Annotated in this window: 11 protein-coding genes and 2 pseudogenes; 10 read left to right on the forward strand and 3 right to left on the reverse strand. The window is 69.4% G+C overall.

Annotated elements, in window-relative coordinates:
* Window positions 1–187: 187 nt before the first annotated feature.
* Window positions 188–622 carry a DoxX family protein gene (locus J5Y09_RS09660; RefSeq protein ID WP_209351556.1) on the reverse strand — a complete coding sequence of 145 codons (435 nt, stop codon included), beginning with the start codon at window positions 620–622 and terminating at the stop codon, window positions 188–190.
* Between the two features lie 110 nt (window positions 623–732).
* Between J5Y09_RS09660 and J5Y09_RS09665 the strand changes: the two genes are divergently transcribed.
* Both J5Y09_RS09665 and J5Y09_RS09670 read left to right on the forward strand, forming a co-directional pair.
* Window positions 733–1,683, forward strand: a complete 951-nt coding sequence (locus tag J5Y09_RS09665) for a LysR family transcriptional regulator (protein WP_209351557.1) — start codon at window positions 733–735, stop codon at window positions 1,681–1,683.
* Window positions 1,673–3,277 carry a GMC family oxidoreductase gene (locus tag J5Y09_RS09670; RefSeq protein WP_209351558.1) on the forward strand — a complete coding sequence of 535 codons (1,605 nt, stop codon included), beginning with the start codon at window positions 1,673–1,675 and terminating at the stop codon, window positions 3,275–3,277. Before J5Y09_RS09665 ends, J5Y09_RS09670 begins: the two co-directional genes overlap by 11 nt.
* Before the next feature lie 779 nt (window positions 3,278–4,056).
* Here J5Y09_RS09670 and J5Y09_RS24850 read toward each other — a convergent pair.
* Window positions 4,057–4,362 (reverse strand): DUF2306 domain-containing protein, encoded by a 306-nt coding sequence (locus J5Y09_RS24850; protein WP_408904055.1) that lies wholly within the window; start codon window positions 4,360–4,362, stop codon window positions 4,057–4,059.
* A 69-nt stretch (window positions 4,363–4,431) separates the two neighbouring features.
* On the opposite strand from J5Y09_RS24850, the gene J5Y09_RS09680 reads away from it, so the two are divergent.
* The 3 genes and pseudogenes from J5Y09_RS09680 to J5Y09_RS24305 all read left to right on the forward strand — a co-directional run.
* Window positions 4,432–5,585, forward strand: a protein-coding gene (locus J5Y09_RS09680; protein ID WP_209351560.1) for an IS3 family transposase whose coding sequence is annotated in 2 segments (ribosomal slippage) — window positions 4,432–4,708 and window positions 4,708–5,585 — 1,155 coding nt in all. Because the reading frame shifts where the segments join, the coding sequence is not laid out codon by codon here.
* 109 nt (window positions 5,586–5,694) lie between these two features.
* A complete protein-coding gene (locus tag J5Y09_RS09685) occupies window positions 5,695–12,027 on the forward strand; it encodes a VCBS domain-containing protein (protein WP_342451450.1) in 6,333 nt (2,110 codons plus the stop codon).
* Between the two features lie 89 nt (window positions 12,028–12,116).
* Window positions 12,117–12,287: pseudogene (locus J5Y09_RS24305) on the forward strand (transposase); the annotation flags it as partial.
* A gap of 88 nt (window positions 12,288–12,375) precedes the next feature.
* On the opposite strand, the pseudogene J5Y09_RS09690 reads toward J5Y09_RS24305, so the two are convergent.
* A pseudogene (locus J5Y09_RS09690) lies at window positions 12,376–12,507 on the reverse strand (integrase core domain-containing protein); the annotation flags it as partial.
* Between the two features lie 31 nt (window positions 12,508–12,538).
* On the opposite strand from J5Y09_RS09690, the gene J5Y09_RS09695 reads away from it, so the two are divergent.
* The 5 genes from J5Y09_RS09695 (at window position 12,539) to J5Y09_RS09715 (ending at window position 18,358) form a co-directional block, all read left to right on the forward strand.
* Window positions 12,539–13,636, forward strand: coding sequence for a Bug family tripartite tricarboxylate transporter substrate binding protein (locus J5Y09_RS09695; protein WP_245216997.1), 1,098 nt, complete (start codon window positions 12,539–12,541; stop codon window positions 13,634–13,636).
* Window positions 13,637–14,135: 499 nt separating this feature from the next.
* Window positions 14,136–14,396 carry a calcium-binding protein gene (locus tag J5Y09_RS09700; protein ID WP_209351564.1) on the forward strand — a complete coding sequence of 87 codons (261 nt, stop codon included), beginning with the start codon at window positions 14,136–14,138 and terminating at the stop codon, window positions 14,394–14,396.
* A 761-nt stretch (window positions 14,397–15,157) separates the two neighbouring features.
* Window positions 15,158–16,399 (forward strand): efflux RND transporter periplasmic adaptor subunit, encoded by a 1,242-nt coding sequence (locus tag J5Y09_RS09705; RefSeq protein ID WP_209351565.1) that lies wholly within the window; start codon window positions 15,158–15,160, stop codon window positions 16,397–16,399.
* Window positions 16,396–17,622: an ABC transporter permease gene (locus J5Y09_RS09710; RefSeq protein ID WP_209351566.1), complete on the forward strand. Its 1,227-nt coding sequence runs from the start codon at window positions 16,396–16,398 to the stop codon at window positions 17,620–17,622. Before J5Y09_RS09705 ends, J5Y09_RS09710 begins: the two co-directional genes overlap by 4 nt.
* Window positions 17,615–18,358 carry an ABC transporter ATP-binding protein gene (locus J5Y09_RS09715; RefSeq protein WP_209351567.1) on the forward strand — a complete coding sequence of 248 codons (744 nt, stop codon included), beginning with the start codon at window positions 17,615–17,617 and terminating at the stop codon, window positions 18,356–18,358. The genes J5Y09_RS09710 and J5Y09_RS09715 overlap by 8 nt, the downstream gene beginning before the upstream one ends.
* The last annotated feature ends 41 nt before the right edge of the window (window positions 18,359–18,399 follow it).

Below are 18,399 nucleotides of genomic sequence, written 5' to 3' on the forward strand. Positions count from 1 at the left end.
CTGGCGGGCGGGGAGGCCGCCGGCGGGCGCGCCGGCGCCGTCGCGGCGCTGGTGCGGGAAGCCGCCGCGGCGCGGGACCTCGCGGCGGCGACCGTCGCCGCGCGCGCCCTGGCGTCGTTGTAGCCAGTCCGAGGGCCTTTCGGCCCTCGGTCGGGGAGGAGGAGGGGGCGGCGCCCCCTTGCAACCGTCAGGCCTGCGCCGGCACCGCGCCGCGGCCGAGCAGCCGCTTCGCGTCCAGCGCATGGGCGCCGGCGCCGAGCCCGGCCTGCACCAGCAGCGCGACCGTCCAGAAGGCCGGGAATTCCCAGCCGCCGCCCTGGCCGCTGAACATCCAGCCCGCCGGCCAATGCTGGATCGTCGCGCCGATCAGGATGGGCAGCGCGAGCAGGCTGACCACGCGCACACCGACGCCGGCGATCAGCGCGATGCCCGCGCCGATCTCGGCGAAGGTGACGATGGCGCCGAAGACCGGCGGATAGCCGAGCGAGCCGAAGAACCCCATCGTGCCGGCGAGCCCGAAGGTGCCGAGCTTCAGCAGCGCGCCATGGGCGAGGAACATCACGCCCAGGCTGACGCGAAGCAGCAGGGCGGCGTAGGGGGTGGTGGTGCGGGTGTCGAGCATCGTTCGTGTCTCCGTTGCGCGGCATCGTGCCGCTGCGATGGGCGGACCATGCGCCCGGGTCCGGGGGCGCTTCCAACGGAGCCTCCGAACGTCCATCATCACGCCTGCGAATGGCGGACCTCTCCACCCTCGACCTGAACCTGCTGCGGGTCTTCGACGCGGTGGCGCGCGAGCGGCACGTGACGCGCGCGGCGCAGCGGCTGAACCTGTCCCAGCCCGCGGTGTCGAACGCGCTGGCGCGGCTGCGCGCGGCGCTGAACGACGAGCTGTTCCTGCGCCGGCCCGGGGGCGTGGAGCCGACGGAGCTCGCCCTCGCCCTGGCCGGCCCGGTCGCCGAGGTGCTCGACCGGCTGCGCGACACGCTCGCCGCCCATGCGCCCTTCGATCCCGCGACGAGCGACCGCGTCTTCACCCTCGCGCTGAGCGAATACGCCGAGGCGGTGCTGGTCCCCGCGCTGCTGGAACGGCTGGCGAAGGACGCGCCGGGCTGCCTGCTCGCGGTGCGGCATGCGGACCGCACCAACTGGCAGGCGCTGCTCGACCGGGGGGAAGCGGAACTCGCCATCGGCGTGCTGCCCGAGCCGCCGGCGATCTACACGCGCATGCGCCTGCTGCCGGAAGGCTTCCTGACGCTGATGCGCCCGGACCATCCGCTGGCCAGGGGCGTGCTGGACGAGGACCGGCTGATCGCCTTCCCGCACCTGCTGCACTCGCCGAACGGGTCGCGCGACGGGGCGGTCGACGTGGCGCTGGCCGCGCGCGGGAAGAAGCGGCGGCTTGGCGCGGTGGTGGCGCATCTGTCGGCGGTGCCGGAGATCCTGCTACGGACCGACATGGTGATGACGCTGTCGGCGCGGCTGGCGCGGCTGCTGTCGGCCGCGCATGGGCTCGCACTGCGCGAATCCCCCTTCGGCATGCGCCACACGCGGCTGTCGATGATCTTCCACCGGCGCCTCGACGGCGATGCGGGGCATGCGTGGGTCCGGCGCACCATCCTCGCCATCGCGCGGGACGTGCCGGCGGTGGAGGTGGGGGAGACACCGCCGGGCGATGACGACTGACACCTTCGACCATGTGATCGTCGGCGCCGGCAGCGCGGGCTGCGTGCTGGCCAACCGCCTGTCCGCCGATGGACGTGCGACCGTCGCCGTGATCGAGGCCGGCGGGCGCGACCGCCACCCCTACATCCACATCCCCGCCGGCTATGCGCGCATCCTCGACCATCCGCGCCTGACCTGGGGCTTCCGCACCCAGCCGGATGCGGCGACGGGCAATCGCGCGCTCGACTATCCGCGCGGGCGGGTCTGGGGCGGGTCGTCCTCGATCAACGGGCTCGGCCATGTGCGCGGGCATCCGTCGGACTATGACCTCTGGGCGCAGAAGGGCTGCACGGGCTGGGGGTGGGACGACCTGCTGCCGTACTTCATGCGCCACGAATCCTTCGCCGGCGGCGGGGAAGGGCGCGGCACGGCGGGCCCGCAGCCGATCGAGCACCTGGCGGAGACGCCCGCGCTGCTCGACGAATTCGCCCGCGCTGCGGAAGCGATCGGCTTGCCGGTCAACGCCGACATGAACGGCCCGCGGCGCGAGGGGTTTTCGACCTTCCAGCAGACCCGGCGGGGGCAGCGGCGCGTCTCGGCCGCGCGCGCCTATTTGGTGCCCGCCCTGTCCCGCCCGAACCTGACCGTGATCGACGAGGCGCTGGTGCTGCGCGTGATCGTCGAGGAAGGCCGCGTGACCGGCATCGCCATCCGCCGCGGTGGCCAGGAGCGGGTGCTGCGCGCGCGCTTCGGCGTGGCGCTCGCCGCCGGCGCGATCGGCTCGCCGCATCTGCTGCAACTGTCGGGCATCGGGCCGGGGGAGGTGCTGGCCGCGCAGGGCATCGCGCCGCTGCTCGACGCGCCGGGTGTGGGGCGCAACCTGCAGGACCACTACATCGCGCGGCTGACCTTCCGCCTGGCCGATCACCGCTGGTCGGCGAACCGGCGCATCGTCTGGCCGCGCCTTGCGGTCGAGGTGCTGCGCTGGGCCTTCACCGGCAAGGGCGTGCTGACCTGGTCGCCGGGGATGATGTCGCTGTTCGCCCGCACCGAGGAGGGGCTCGAGGCGCCGGACGTGCAGATCAATGGCGGGCCCTTGTCCTGGCAGGACGGGCGCATCGGCGTGCCGGAGACGGAGCCCGGCTTCACCCTGGGCGTGTGGCAGTGCCGGCCGCAGAGCCGCGGCACGGTGACGCTGCGATCCCCGCGGGCGGAGGACGCGCCCGCGATCGCGCCACGCTTCCTGACCGAACGCGCGGACGAGGCCTGCGTGGTGCGCGGCCTGCGCCTGGCCCGTCGCTGGATGGCGGCGGAGCCGCTGCGCGGGATCGTCGCGCATGAGGTCCGCCCCGGCCCCGATGTGGACAGCGACGCGGCGCTGCTTGACTTCGCGAAGGCCACCGGGGGGACGGTCTACCACCCCTCCTGCACCGTGCGGATGGGCGGGGATGCCGCCGCGCCGCTCGATGCGCGGCTGCGGCTGCGCGGGATCGACGGGCTGCGCGTGGTGGACGCATCCGTCTTCCCCGACATCCCGGTGTGCAACATCAACGCGACGGTGCTGTCGGTCGCGGAGAAGGCGGCGGATCTGATCGCGGAGGATATGCGGGGGTGATGGTCGGGGGAGGGGATGCTCCCCCGCTTCGCCCGTGAAGGCTCACCGCCAAGGTGACAAAGGATGTTGAGGCGGGTTCGGGGGGCCTGGATCCCTCTATACCGAACTCGAATCTCCGCCGCTAAGCACTCTTTAGCCCCATGACAGGATCAAATCGGGGACACGCATCGGCTTATGCCGAACACGGCTGGGATGACATTGGGCAAGACGCGTACGCTCGCCTCGAACGCCCACCGGTCCGCCAGTTGCCATGCGAGGCGTGCTCTCCGCTAGACCGACCGCCGCCCTGAGTGGCAGGTTTCCTGGGGTTTTCGGGGCGGACCTGTTGACTGGCTGGACGCGGAGACGCCCAGAAATCGCTCTCCGGAGGCCAATTCTCTCCGCCCCCCGACTTGGGCGCTTTAGTACGGAACTCAAAAACCTAGGTAAAGGAACGGTTTCAGCGAGGTCGACTCTTGCCGTGGTTCGAACCCCACTTGCCCGAATCCGTACTTCGAGAGCGAACACTTTGGTACGGCGGAGGCAACGGTCAGCGGCGCGCTGATAGTCACCGACATCGACACGGGCGATCCGCTGCTGAAGACGATCCGGCGCACCCCGGCGTCAGCGGCCAGTGTGAGCAGGAAAACGGGCCAAGTCCTGGTTGAGACCATCTGAAACCATTGACGGATCCGCGCTCCGCGTTTTCGTCACCGAGGCTACCTCTATGACTCTCTGCCTTGCCAATGTGCATGTGCTCTCCCCAGACGCTGAGCCGGCCGGGTCACGGTGCCGACGGGCTACAGCGGTCTGGGGAATGCGAGCCTCCGGACGACCCATTGACCCACAGCGATGGTGAGCAGCCACATGCCGAGGACCACGATGTCGGCGGTCAGCCCCGTGGGTGGCTCTCCACTGATCAGGTAGACCGGGAACATAACCGGCGCGACGGTTCCCGACCCCATGCCGATGGCATATGCGCGGATCATCCAAGCGCGGTGTTGAGGCGTGGCGCGCGCCCGCGCCGCCACCACCCCCAGCACGAGCATTGCGATCAGCGCCAGCCCAAAGACCCCGCGTGCGGCATCCAGAAGCCCGGTCGCGATGCTTGACCTGACCCCCTAGAAGCGGTCCGCCGGTGATGTAGTCCGGCGGCAGCGATGGGAGGTTGTGGGATGGGGCGGAAGAAGGCGCACACGCCTGAGGAGATCGTCGCGAAGCTGCGGCAAGCGGAGGTGCTGGTCGGCCAGGGCAAGACGGTGGCCGATGCGGTGCGCGCGATCGGCGTGACGGAGCCGACCTACTATCGCTGGCGGACGGAGTTCGGCGGCCTGAAGCTGGACCAGGTGAAGCGGCTGAGGGAACTCGAGCGGGAGAACGCGCGGCTGCGCAAGGCGGTTTCTGACCTGACGCTCGAGAAGGTCATCCTGAAGGAAGCCGCGTCGGGAAAATGGTGAGCCCCGCGCGGCGGCGGGCCTGCGTCGAGCATGTGGTGCGCGAGATCGGGATCTCCGAGCGCAAGGCCTGCGCGGTGCTGGGGCAGCACCGCTCGACGCAGCGGAAGGCGCCGCGCGGGGCGGACGACGAGGCCCGGCTGACGGCCGACATGATCGAACTGGCGAAGCGGTACGGACGATACGGCTATCGCCGGATCACCGCCTTGCTGCGGGACGCGGGCTGGGCGGTGAACCGCAAGCGGGTGGAGCGGATCTGGCGCCGCGAGGGGCTGAAGGTGCCGCAGCGGCAGCCGAAACGCGGCAGGTTGTGGCTGGCGGACGGGTCCTGCATTCGGCTGCGGCCGGAGCGGGCGAACCACTTCTGGGCCTACGACTTCGTCGAGGACCGGACGCGAGAGGGGCGGAAGTTCCGGATGCTGTGCGTGGTGGACGAGTTCACGCGTGAGGCGCTGGCGATCCGGGTGGCGCGCAGGCTGACCTCGTCGGACGTGATCGACGTGCTGGCGGAGCTGTTCCTCGCGCACGGGACGCCCGCATATATCCGCTCGGACCAGGGGCCGGAGTTCATCGCCGAGGCGGTGAAGGCGTGGATCGCCGGCGTGGGCGCACGGACGGCCTACATCGAGAAGGCGAGCCCGTGGGAGAACGGGTACGTCGAATCCTTCAACGGCAAGCTGCGCGACGAGTTGCTGAACGGGGAGGTGTTCAACACGCTGAGGGAAGCGCAGGTGCTGATCGAGGAATGGCGGCGGCACTACAACCAGGTCCGGCCGCACTCGTCGCTGGGTTACCGCCCGCCAGCCCCCGAGACGCTGCCAATGGCCAGGTCGCAGATCAGCTCAGGAGCAGGCGCGGCTGGGATGGCCCACTAAAATTCCGCCTGGATCACTCGATGGGGGCTGGTCAATCACGCAGCAGGACCTCACCGGCGCGGCGACCGAGGCACCGACGCCCGCGGATAACCTCGTCGACAGCGGCGTCATCCGGTTCTCCGACGCGGACCTGGCCGACGTCCACCTAGTCTCGGCGGCGGGCACGCCCATCGGCGTCGTCCTCGGCGCGCTCGCGCTCGCGAAGGACAGCGACACCACCGGCAGCGGCACCGGTGGCCAACTGACCTGGACCTATTCCGTGGCCGCCTCGGCGGTCGAATACCTCGCGGCCGGCCAGACCAGGGTCGAGAGCTTCACCGTCACGCTCGACGACCAGCAGGGCGGGGCGGTCACCCGGCAGGTCGACGTGACCATCACCGGCACCAACGACGGCCCCGTGATCACGTCGCAGGACCTCTCGGGCGCGGTGACCGAGCAGGGCAGCCCGGCCGGGCTCATCCAGGACGTCGGCACGATCGGCTTCGGCGACGTCGATGTCTCGGATGTGCACCTCGTCTCCAGCGCGCCCGTCGGCACCACGCTCGGCACGCTCACGGCCGTCAAGGACAGCGACACCACGGGCAGCGGCACCGGCGGCCAGCTGTCCTGGACCTATTCCGTGGCCGCCTCGGCGGTCGAGTACCTCAAGGCCGGGGAGACCAGGGTCGAGAGCTTCATCGTCACGATCGACGACCAGCAGGGCGGCGTGGTCACCCGGCAGGTCGATGTCACCATCACCGGCGCCAACGACGCCGCCTCGATCACCGGCACCGCCACGGGCGCGGTGGCGGAGGACGGCGTGCAGGCCGCCACCGGCACGATCATGGTCGACGATGCCGATGGCGGCGAAGCCCGCTTTGCCACGCCCGCCTCGCTGGACGGCACCTATGGCAGCTTCGCCCTCGACGTGAACACGGGCGAATGGACCTACACGCTCGCCAACGGCGCGGCGAACGTGCAGGCGCTGGCGCTGGGCACGACGGCGACCGACACGCTGACCGTCGCCTCGCTCGACGGCACCGCGACCCAGTCGATCTCCGTCGCCATCGCAGGCACGCTGGACGGGCCGCGCATTGAGGTCGAAGGGGCCAGCGGCACGGCCGCGAGCACCGCCATCCCGCTTTCGATCTCGGCGAGCCTCGTCGATGTGGGCGGAAACGCCACGCTGCAATCCTTCGTTATCACCGGCGTGCCCTCCGCCTATGTGCTGTCGGCCGGCGTGCAGGACGAACTCGGCAACTGGGTGCTCACGCCCGCGCAGCTGGTGGGTCTCGCGCTCCTCCCCGCCGATGGCGCGATCGGGCTGGCCGGCGACTTCGATCTGCAGGTGACGGGAACAACTCAGTCGGGCGCCGTGCTCGCCTCGGCCACGGTCGAACTGCCGGTCAGCATCGCGCCCGCCGCCGGCCAGCAGAGCGGCCAGGTGATCGACGGCTACATCGCCGGCGCCACCGTCTTCGCCGATGCGAACGACAACGGCATTCGCGACCAGGGCGAGGCCTTCACCACCACCAATGCCGATGGCAGCTTCACGCTGACCGGCGGCAGCGGCCAGCTGGTCATGACCGGCGGCATCGACACGTCCACCGGCAGGAGCTTCGCCGGCACGCTGACGGCGCCCGCGGGGTCCAGCGTCATCACGCCGCTCACCACGCTGATCGCGGCCATCGCCGGGCCCGGCGCCAGCGCCACCGACATCGCCAACGCGCAGGATGCGGTGCGCGACAGCCTCGGGCTCGCCCCGGGCGTGGACCTGACGAGCTTCGACCCGGTCGCGGCCGCCGTGGCCGGCGATCCGGACGCCATCGCCGTGCTCGCGGCCGGCGTGCAGGTGCAGGCGACCATCACGCAGATCGCCGCCGCCACCGGTGCCGGCGCCGAGGATGTCGTGGCCAGCCTGGCGGGCGCGCTTGCCGCACCCGGCACGGTCGACCTCACCTCGGCGGCGACGCTCGGCGCGCTCGTCACCGATGTCGCGCCTTCGGCCGACCCCGCCGCCATCGTCCTGGCGAGCGAGGTGATCGCCGCGGCGAATGCCAGCGTGGCCGCCGCCGCGGCCGAGCCCGACGGGCTCACCGCCATCGCCCAGGCCGCGCAGGTCGCACTCGGCAGCACGACCCAGGCCCTCGCGACATCCGGCCTCGATGCCGGCGCGCTCACCACCGTCGCCGCGGATTTCACCGGCACCGCGCTGGACAGCCAGGTGGATGCGGCGACGGTCGGCGACGTGAATGGCCCCACCCTCGGCACGATCGGCGCCGACACGCTGACCGGCGGGGCGGGCGTCGATGCCATCGACGGTCTCGACGCCAACGACCTGCTGGACGGCGCCGGCGGCGACGACCTGCTCTATGGCGGCAATGGCCGGGACACGCTGATCGGCGGCACCGGCGACGACGCGCTCGATGGCGGCACCGGGCTCGATACGGCGTCCTACCGCCTCGCCACGGAGGGGATCGTCGTGGGCCTCGCAGCGGGCAGCGTCACGGGCGGCGCCTCGGCCGGGACGGATGCGCTGCGCAGCGTCGAGGCCATCCGCGGCACCGACCTCGCCGATACCTTCAACGCGGCCGGCTACACCGCGACCACGGGCTACGCCACGGGCGTGAACGACCAGGGCAGCTTCAACGCCTTCCAGGGGCATGGCGGCGACGACACCATCACCGGCAACGGCTTTACGCTGCTGAGCTATACCGAAGCCGCCTCCGGCGTGTCGGTGAACCTCAGTGTCGGCGTTGCCAGCGGCATCCTGGCTGGCGACGTGGCCGGCATCGGCACGGATACGCTGCTGGGCGGCATCCTGCAGATCCGCGGGTCGGCCTTCGACGACAGCCTGGTCGGTTCGGCCAACGGGAACACCGGCGAAGCCTATGAGGGGATGGGCGGCAACGACTTCATCGACGGCGTGTCGGGCTTCGACCGCGTGCGCTACGACAACCTGAACTTCGGAAGCCTCGGGATCGACGTGAACCTGGGCGCGGGCACCGTCACCGGCCGGGACGCCGCGGCCACGGCGCTGGCCGGCACGGACACGCTGCGCAGCATCGAGGCCATCCGCGGCACCAATGCCGCCGACAGCTACAACGCCGCGACCTTCACCGCCGCCGCCAGCGCCAACAACGGAGGCGACCAGGGCACCTTCAACGAATTCGAGGGGATGGGCGGCAACGACACCATCACCGGCAATGGCAGCACGCGCCTGAGCTTCGGCAATGCGACGGGCGGGGTGACCGTGATCATGTCCGGCCCCGTGGCGGGCGCCGGGACGGCGACGGGCGATTCCTCCGTCGGTACCGACACCTTCACTGCCGTGAACGCCCTGCGCGGGTCGGCCTTCAACGACAGCTTCACCGGTTCCGACAACGGGCAGTTCGCCACCGAGGCCTTCGAGGGCTGGGGCGGCGATGACCTGATCAACGGCGGCCTCGGCTTCGACAGCGCGCGGTACAACAACAACGGCCTGAACGGCGTCACGCTCGCAGTTGGCATCAGCGTGCAGATGGCGGCTGGCACCGTCACCGGGCGGGACGCGACGGCGCTGCTGGCGCACGGCACGGATACGCTGCGCGCGATCGAATCCGTGCGCGGCACCAATGCCGCTGACATCTACGACGCCACGGGCTTTGCGCAGGCGGGCGCGCTCAACATCGGCAACAGCGGCGCCGCCGGCGCACTCGGCGGCACCCTCAACGAATTCGAGGGGATGGGCGGGGACGACGCCGTCACCGGCAGCGGGACCACGCGCCTGTCCTTCATCAGCGCTACCGGCGCGGTGAACATCAGCTTCACGGGCCTGGTCCCGGGCCTTGGCGGCGCCTCGGGCACCGCCGCGGGCGGCGCCTCTGTCGGGACGGACACGTTCACCGGCGTGAATGCCGTGCGCGGGTCGAACTTCGGGGACACCATTTCCGTCGGCGTCACCCAGGTGCTCACGCTCGAGGGGCAGGGCGGCAACGACACCATCGATGGCGGCGCCGGATCCGAGAACATCTCCGGCGGCGCCGGCAACGACGCGATCAACGGCGGCGGCGGAACGGACATCGCCATCTTCGCCACGAATCGCGCCGCCGGCACCCTCACCTTCTCGGGCGGCGCCGTCACGCAGGTCGTAAGTTCTGATGGAACCGACGCGCTGACCGGCGTCGAAGTTCTGCGCTTCAACGACGGCGTCGTGCTGGGCGTCTCGACGCTAAGCCTCGTCGGCTTCTTCGGCATCCCCAACGGCAACGGAATCTTCGGTACGGACAATGCCGAGACGGTGACCATCGGCAACAACCTGCCCAATAGCCTGTTCAACCTGGGCGGCGGGGCCGACACGATCGTCCTCGGCACCGCCGGCACGGGCTACACGCTCAACGCCGTCAATGTGGAGGCGATCACTGGCGCCGCCGGCAATGAGAACCTGATCCTCTCCTCCACGCAGAACGGCACATCGATCGACCTCGGCGCCGGCGCGGACACGCTGACGCTGAACGGCATCAACAACACCGTGACCACGAGGAACGTCGAGACCCTGACCGGGTCGGGCGGCAACGACATCGTCACCCTCTTCCAGACCGTCGGCGGGCCGGCGGCGACGATCAGCCTCGGCTTCGGCGTTGACTCGCTCACGCTCGGCGACAATGGCGGCACGGGCAACATCGTGTCGGTCGGTAGCGCAGAGACGATCATCGGATCGTCGCTGGACGACAGCGTCAGCCTGGTCGCGCTGGCCAGCGGCGCGTTCACCAACATCGACCTAGGCGGCGGCACCAACACCGTGACGCTGGCCATTTTCGGGGCGAACACCTACAGCCTGGCCCTAGCGAATGTGGGCTTGGTCACCAACTTCGGGGGCGGCTCCGATACCCTCAATCTCATCAACGTGGCGAACGGCCTGGCCGTGGACCTCGGGACCGGCGTCGACTCGCTGAACCTCGCCACCGGCAACAACACGATCACGGTGTCGAACACCGAGAGCCTGACCACCGGGGGCGTGGGCAATGACGTGGTCAACTTCACGGTCGACCCCGCCATCGTCAACCAGAGCATCTACCTGGGGCTCGGCACGGATGTGCTGAACCTGGTCGGCGATGCGACGACCATGTCGATGTCCATCGGCGGCGGCGGCGGCTCGGGCCTGACGGTCAACCTCGCGACCACGGGCGGCAACGAGGACCTCAACCTGCTCAACCAGCAGTCCAACGCCACCTACGATTTCGGCGCGGGCAGCAACGACATCCTGCGCCTCGCCAATATCGCCGGCAATGCCGTCACCGTGCGCAACCTCGAGAACCTCTTCGGCTCGGGCGGAAATGACGGCGTGGTGCTCCACCAGGACCCGACCGGCGCGCGCGCCATCGTGGACCTGGGCTTCGGGACGGACACGCTGACGCTGATGGGCGGCGGCGCCGCGGCCAATTTCGTCACCGTCGGCAATACCGAGTTCATCACCGCCTTCGCGGCCGACGACGTCGTCACCCTTTCGACCACCGGCATCGCCACACTGAACCTGGGCGGGGGCACGAACACGGTCTCCCTCGAAGGCGGCGGCGGCACCTACAACCTGACCCTCGTCGACGTCGCGTCGGTGACCGCGATGGGGGCGACGGCGGAGACGATCTTCCTCGGCGATTCGGCGATCGGCCTCTCGATGGATCTCGGGGGCGGCTCCGACACGGTCAACCTGTCGGGCCTCAGCAACGTCATCTCGCTCACCAATGTCGAGGTGGTGAACGGCACCGCGGGCAACGACGTGGTCAACCTCGCCGTCGATCCGCTGCTGTCGAACCAGGCAGTGAGCCTCGGGGCCGGGACGGATGCGCTGAACCTTGTGGGCATCGACGGCACGATGGCCCTGTCCATCGTCGGCGGCATTGGCGGCAGCCTGGCCGTGACCGTGAACACGGCGCAGGTGAATGACGACCTCACGCTGCTCAACGTGCAGTTCGGCACCGTCTTCGACTTCTCGACGGGGGCGAACGACACGCTGCGCCTCGCATTCGACGGCGTCGGCAGCAACGTGGTCACCGTGCTCAACACCGAGAACGTCATCGGGACCGCTGGCGCCGACACCATCACCATCGGCGGCAGCAACCCCAACGTCACCACCGTGACGGGCGGCCTGGGCGCGGACATCATCGGCGCCGGCGTCGGCAGCGACCAGTTCCGCTTCACCGCGATCCAGGATTCGGCTGTCGGACCGGGGAGCGACCAGGTCACGGGCTTCGATGCGGCGGCCGACGTGCTCGTCTTCCAGGGCATTTCCGGCTTCACCGGGCTGGTTGCCTACGTCGGCTCCGATGCCTTCGCCAACACTGGCGCGTCCCAGGCGCGGCTGGACGGCGCAGGCATCCTGCAGATCGACGTCAATGGCGACGGTGCCATGGACGGCAACGACATGGAGATTCGGCTCGCCGGCCTCACGGGAACGCTGACGGACACGAACTTCCTGGTGCTGTGATTCGTTCGATGACTTGCCGCCCGAATCCTGGACCGCCCTTAACTGGAGAATTCCAGTCTAGAGTTGGGCCGGGAGACGAAGGGGTGGCGATGAAGAAGTCGAAATTCACGGATGCGCGGATTGCGTTCGCGCTGCGCCTCGCGGAGTAGGGGACGGCGACTTCGGAGGTCTGCCGCAAGGCGGGCATTTCGGAGGCGACGTTCCAAAATTTGCGCAAGAAGGACGGTGGCCTGATGCCCTCGGAAATGCGGCAACTGAAGTAGCTCGAGCGACCTGCCCCTGGTCGGGAGTCCAAGGGCCATGAGAGAGTTGGTCTACGTGGTCCTGACTCCGGCTCTGGTCCGGGGTCTACGCAAGTTCTCGAGTTGGTTGACCTTGGTTGGCGAAAGCCGTCGTGGTCAAGTTGCCGAAGCCTGAATGCGGTCGCTCCTCGTTGTAGTGGCACCTCCATTCTTCGATGCGTTGCTTGGCGTTGGCCACCCACGCAACGATCAGGAAGGCGAAGCACCCCATGAGAGGCATCGCGCGTCGGTCCGCCATCACCCTTGGCTTCGACTTGGCCGGCGATCCCCTCCGTCCCGCCCGTGCGCAGGAGCCGCCGGCCTGGCCGAGCCGGACGGTTCGGCTTCTGGTGGGCTTCGCGCCCGGCGGGTCGCTCGATTTCGCGGCCCGCGCCGTGGCCGAGCGGCTCACCCAGCGGCTCGGGCAGTCCTTCGCCGTCGAGAACCGGGCCGCTGCGACGGGCAACATCGCCGCCGAGGCGGTCGCCAGCGCCGCTCCACCGCGCGACGGGCATCTGCTGCTGATGGGCAACGTGCAGAACATCGCGGTCAACGCCGCGCTCCAGCGCGACCTCGCCTTCGATCCCGCGCGCGACCTACTGCCCTTGGCGCAGGTCGCCACGGTGCCCTACGTCCTCGTCGTGCCCGCCGAATTGCCGGTCCGGTCAATGGCGGAGCTGATCGCTCTGGCGCGGCGGGAGCCGGGCCGACTGAACGCCGGGACGCCCGGCATCGGCTCGCTGCAGCATCTCGCGCTGGAACTGCTGAAGGCGCGCGCGGGTGCGCTGGACATCACGCATGTCCCGTTCCGCGGCGGCTCCGAGGTGGCACGCGACCTGATTGGCGGCCGACTGCAGATCGGCATCGACACCTTGGTGAGGTTCGGCCCAGGCATCGAGGCCGGGCATATCCGCCCGCTCGCGACGCTGCATACGGAACGCCTCCCGGGACGCCCCGGCCTGCCGACGATCGCCGAGACACCGGGTCTTGAGGGCGTGGAGGCCGCCGGCTGGATCGGCATCGCCGGCCCGTCCGGCATGCCGTTCCCCGCGCTGGCGCTGCTCGAGGCGGCGACCGCCTGGGCCATGCGCGAGACGGACCTGCCCGCGCGCATGGATACGCAGGGCCTGCTGGCGCGCTTCGCCGACGCCGAGGCCTTCGGCGCGCTGGTCGCCGGCGAGCGCGAGAGATGGGCGCGCGTCGTGCGCGCGGCAGGCATCACCCTGGCTGAGCGGCAGGGGGCCGCCGCGCGCTCGTCCCAGAATGCACGCGAGACCGCGGGCATTTACGATCGCTCCGGGTCGAAGGCGGTCGTACGGCAGCATTGACACGGTTCGGCAAAGGCCGATGCCGGGTCTCTGGAAGGGGTTGATTTGCCGAGAACTTCAGGATGCGGGGACGCGCAGCCACCGAGGGGCACCCACTATGCTCAGGGCGTGAGGCGTACACGAGATAGGTGGACATCGCGTTCCAGCCGACGGGCAAGATTGTCCCCTTAGGAATTACCGTCTACGTCGCTCTCCCAGTGCGTCGCTAGTGGTATTCGGCTTCGTAGGAGAGTGCTTTTGCCTTCGATAGCCGAGCTGCGGATAGACACCGGGAGCTAGCGAACTGTGGGCTTCCTGAACTGCCACCTCGGATCGATCGGGCACGGTCGCTGGTTCCCGTTGGGGGTTGGCCTGCTACCCATCTCCGGACGGTCCAGGCGGGCGTCTTCCAATTCAGCGCGATCCAGAAAGCGGGCCGCAGGTCAGGGTGGCGACGGCACCGTCTACGGTCGCCGCGGGGTTGATGCGGTGTCAGGGGGGGCACGCAACGACCTGATCGATGGCGGCTAAGCGGAGACGTGTCGGTTACGTCCACAGCCACCTGAACGACGAGAAAGGCAACGACACGCTGATCGGCGGTTTCGGCCGAGAGAATGTCAACGGCGGTACCGGCAACGACTCGCTGTTTGGCGGCAGCAATTTGAACCTGGCGGACTCCGTGCTGGACGCCGGCGATGGTGCCCACCAGATCACCGCCTGTGGCACGGGAGCGTCAACGCTGACCGGCGGCAACGACGCAAACCGCTTCGTCTTTGGTTGAAGTGGACACGGCTCTGTGGACACCCCGAGGCTCGAGATGGAGGTGTCCGAGATGATCAGGTTCAGGGCGCGCTAATCACCAGCTTTTCGGCGGCAGATATGGCGGAGTTGGCCCGATAGGCGCGAATGCTGCAGGACCTCGCTCAAAAGTTCGAGCCGAGTGCGCAATAGTTTGCATCGGGTTCAGCGGATGGGGCGGAATGCCCGTCAGCGCCGCGATAGCGCCACGGTCATTGCTGAGAGCAAGGTGTCTGGGGGGCCTGCGTGAAGACCTGCAAGCGCGACTACGTCCGTCGGAAGTTAAGGTGCGACGCAATCTCCGTCTTGCGGCGCATCGCCGAACGGTTCGACGACGACAACCCCATCCCCACTCGAAGCGGCTTGCGCATGCGCTAACACCTGAGTTCATCGCTACGCAGTCATTAACCCAAGCCGCATTTCTGGTTTGATGGGGGCAACTACGCCTCCGTCACATCGTTCTTTCCGGGGCGGCGGCCGCACGACTGGCGCGATCGTCCGGCATTGCCGCGATGCCGTTCGGATTTCGATCATCGGACGTGGCGAAGTGCTGGCGCCGGCGCCCTTGGGACAGAACTGCGTGGGCGATACGACCGTATAGGAAGATGAGGAGCCATGATGTCGTCCGACTCAGCGCCGCGCTCCTCAGCCTCGGAGCATGATGGCGCTTTGCTCCCACGGACAGCGGTGACGGCGACAGCCGCGACGGGAAGCCTCGTGGATGGCCCGCCGACGGAGATTGTGGTGACGCCCCCGCGCATCGGCAGGCTCGTCGGCGTGCGGCTGTGGAGCTGGCGTTGGCGTATCGTTGCCCTTCTGGTGCTGCTGGGCGCGGGCCTCTACCTGGCAATTCCCTGGTTCCTCGGGCCAATGGTCGCTGCGCACCCTGTGGTCCGCGGCGCGCTGGTGCAGAGCGTCGTGGCAAGCGGCCGCATCGCGACGCCACACCGCGTGAATATCGGCAGCCAGATCACCGGCACCGTCGCCTCCGTTCCCGTTACAGAGGGCCAGGCGGTCGCGCTCGGCCAGGTTCTCGTCACGCTCGAGGACAGCGAACTGCGCGCAAGCGTCGAACAGGCGGAAGCGGCGACGGCCCAAGCGGCGGCCCGCCTGCGCCAGATCGTCGAGGTGACGCTCCCCGTGGCGCAGGAGAACCTGAGCCAGGCGCAGTCGACGCTGCTCAACGCGCAGCAGCAATACGCCCGCGCTGAAAGCCTGCGCTCGGGTGGCTTCGAAACGCAGGCGCAACTCGAGAACGCCCGGCGCGCCCTCAACATCGCGCAGGCGCAGGTACGGGCCACGCAGGCGCAGGTTGCCGGCAACGTCCCTGGCGGGACCGAATACGTCGCTGCAGAAGCCACGCTGCGGCAGGCGCGCGCAAGCCTGCTCGTGGCGCTCTCGCGGCTCGACTACACGCAGATCAGGGCGCTCGAAGCCGGCACGCTCATTGCCCGGAACGTGGAACGCGGCTGGGTCGTGCAGCCGAACCAGGTCCTCATGGTGCTGTCACCGATCGGGCAGATCGAGATCGTGCTGCAGATCGACGAGAAGAACCTCGGCCTCATCGTCATCGGCCAGCAGGCGGTCGCCTCCGCGGACGCCTATCCGGATCGGCGCTTCGCCGCGGAGCTCGCCTACATCAACCCATCCGTCGATCCCGATCGCGCCGCCGTCGAGGTGAAGCTGCGCGTGCTGGCCCCACCGGACTATCTGCGCCAGGACATGACGGTATCGGCGGACATCTCCGTGGCCCAGCGCGCGGATGCGCTTGTCCTGCCGGTCTCGGCCGTGCGCGACGCGGCGGGCGCGGCGCCCTGGGTGCTGCGCATCGAGGACGGGCGGGCACGACGCCGCCCCGTCACGATCGGCCTGCGCGGTCCGCAGCGGGTCGAGATCCTGGATGGGCTGCGCGAAGGCGACCTGGTCGTGCCGTCCGGCGCGCCGGTCGCCGATGGCGGCCGGGTTCGGCCCGTGGCAGCGCGATGAGGACCTGGCTGCCCTTCGAATGGATCGCTGCCATCCGGTTCCTGCGCGACGGGTGGATGCAGACGATCTTCATCCTCGCCGGTGTCTCCATGGGCGTCGCCGTGATCGTGTTCATGTCGGCGTTGCTCACCGGCATCCAGGCGAATTTCCTCAATCGCGTCCTGAGCGCGCAGGCACATCTTGTCCTGCTGCCGCCGGACGAGGTCGCGCGACCGCTGCGCGCCGCGGAAGGCGTGATCCAGGATGCGGTGGTTCAGCGGCCGCCGCAGCGTATCCGCTCCATCGACCAGTGGCAGACCGTATTGCGTCAGATGCGTGACCTGCCGCAGATCGCCGTGGCGACGCCTGTCGCCGCCGGCGGCGCGCTTGCGGTACGCGGCGAAGCGAGCCGCTCCATCACGCTGACCGGCGTCGAGCCGGAAGGCTACTTCCGCATCGTCAAGCTGCCGGACAATATCGTGGCGGGACAGCCGCGACTGACCAGCGAGGATATCGTCATCGGCACCGACCTCGCGGTCGAACTCGGCGTAGGCGTTGGCGACAAGCTGCGGGTGACGACAGCGACGGGTCGCGATGCGACGCTTACGGTGACGGGCCTCTTCGACCTCGGCAACCGTGGCGTCAACGAACGCAGCACCTTCGTCGCCCTGCGCACGGCGCAGAGCCTGCTCAGTCTCACCGGCGGCGTGACGAGCCTGCAGGTGACGCTGCACGATCCCTACGCGGCGGAGATCCTGGCTCGGCTTGCCCATGGCATGACCGGCATCCGCGCAGACAGCTGGATCAGGACGAATCTCCAGTTCTTCACGGCGGTCAACGCGCAGCAGACATCGAACACGGTGATCCGGCTGTCCGTCGGCCTGTCCGTGGCGCTCGGCATCGCGAGCGTGCTCGTGGTGTCGGTCGTGCAGCGCTCGCGCGAAATCGGCATCCTGCGCGCAATGGGCGCGCGGCGCGGGCAGATCCTGCGGGTGTTCCTGATCCAGGGCGGCGTGCTCGGGCTGTTGGGTTCGCTGATCGGGTCCGCCGCAGGCGTCGGCGCGCTGGTGGCGTGGCATGCCTCGGTGCGCCAGGCGGATGGGAGCCCGCTGTTTCCCCTGATGATTCAGCCGCAGCTCTTCGTCATCGCGGCGGTCGTGGCCGCATCGACCGGCGTGCTCGCGGCGATGGCGCCCGCGTTGCGCGCCGCGCGGCTCGATCCCGTCGAGGCGATCCGTGGCTGACGCCCCCGCGCCGGATGAGCCCGAGGTCCTCCGCCTCGAAGGCGTGCGGAAGTCGTTCGGCACGAGTACGCCGCGCGAGGTCGAGGTGCTGCACGGCATCGACCTGGTGCTGCGACGCGGTGAGTTCTGCGCCCTGATCGGTCCCTCCGGATCGGGCAAGAGCACGATGCTCAACCTGATCGGCCTGCTCGACCGGCCGACGGCGGGAACGCTGTTCATCGAGGGGCGCGATACGCGCGACATGGACGACGCCTCGCTGACGCAGTTGCGGGGCCGCAGCATCGGCTTCGTGTTCCAGCATCATCACCTGATCGGCGCCTTCACAGCCGCCGAGAACGTCATGATGCCGCTACTGCTCTACCGCAACCGCCCGGACGTGGCGATGCGGCGCCATGCCGAGGCCCTGCTCGACCGCGTCGGCCTGCTGCCCTGGAAGGACAGCCGCGTCGGCAACCTTTCCGGTGGCCAGCAGCAGCGGGTCGCGATCGCCCGCGCGCTCGCCATGTCCCCGGCGCTGGTGCTCGCGGATGAGCCGACCGGCAATCTCGACACGAGGTCCGCCGATGGCGTCTTCGACCTGCTGCGGGAGATGAACCAAACGAGTCGCACCACCTTCCTGATCGTCACGCACGACCCGCGCCTGGCGCAGCGCTGCGACCGCATCATCGAGGTGGTGGACGGACAGATCGTCGCCGATGAAGCGGTGCTGGCTCCAGGACGGATCGGCACGGCGTAACGGATGCGGCGCGACGCCGCGTGACACGAGGCCGCGTCTCC

Source organism: Roseomonas nitratireducens, assembly GCF_017813355.1.
Taxonomy (GTDB): domain Bacteria; phylum Pseudomonadota; class Alphaproteobacteria; order Acetobacterales; family Acetobacteraceae; genus Neoroseomonas; species Neoroseomonas nitratireducens.

Bases quoted from the DNA above. Each gene is read 5' to 3' on its own strand.
- J5Y09_RS09660 (WP_209351556.1), bottom strand. From the start codon at position 622: ATGCTCGACACCCGCACCACCACCCCCTACGCCGCCCTGCTGCTTCGC.
- J5Y09_RS09665 (WP_209351557.1), top strand. From the start codon at position 733: ATGGCGGACCTCTCCACCCTCGACCTGAACCTGCTGCGGGTCTTCGAC.
- J5Y09_RS09670 (WP_209351558.1), top strand. From the start codon at position 1,673: ATGACGACTGACACCTTCGACCATGTGATCGTCGGCGCCGGCAGCGCG.
- J5Y09_RS09695 (WP_245216997.1), top strand. From the start codon at position 12,539: ATGAGAGGCATCGCGCGTCGGTCCGCCATCACCCTTGGCTTCGACTTG.
- J5Y09_RS09700 (WP_209351564.1), top strand. From the start codon at position 14,136: ATGGCGGCTAAGCGGAGACGTGTCGGTTACGTCCACAGCCACCTGAAC.
- J5Y09_RS09710 (WP_209351566.1), top strand. From the start codon at position 16,396: ATGAGGACCTGGCTGCCCTTCGAATGGATCGCTGCCATCCGGTTCCTG.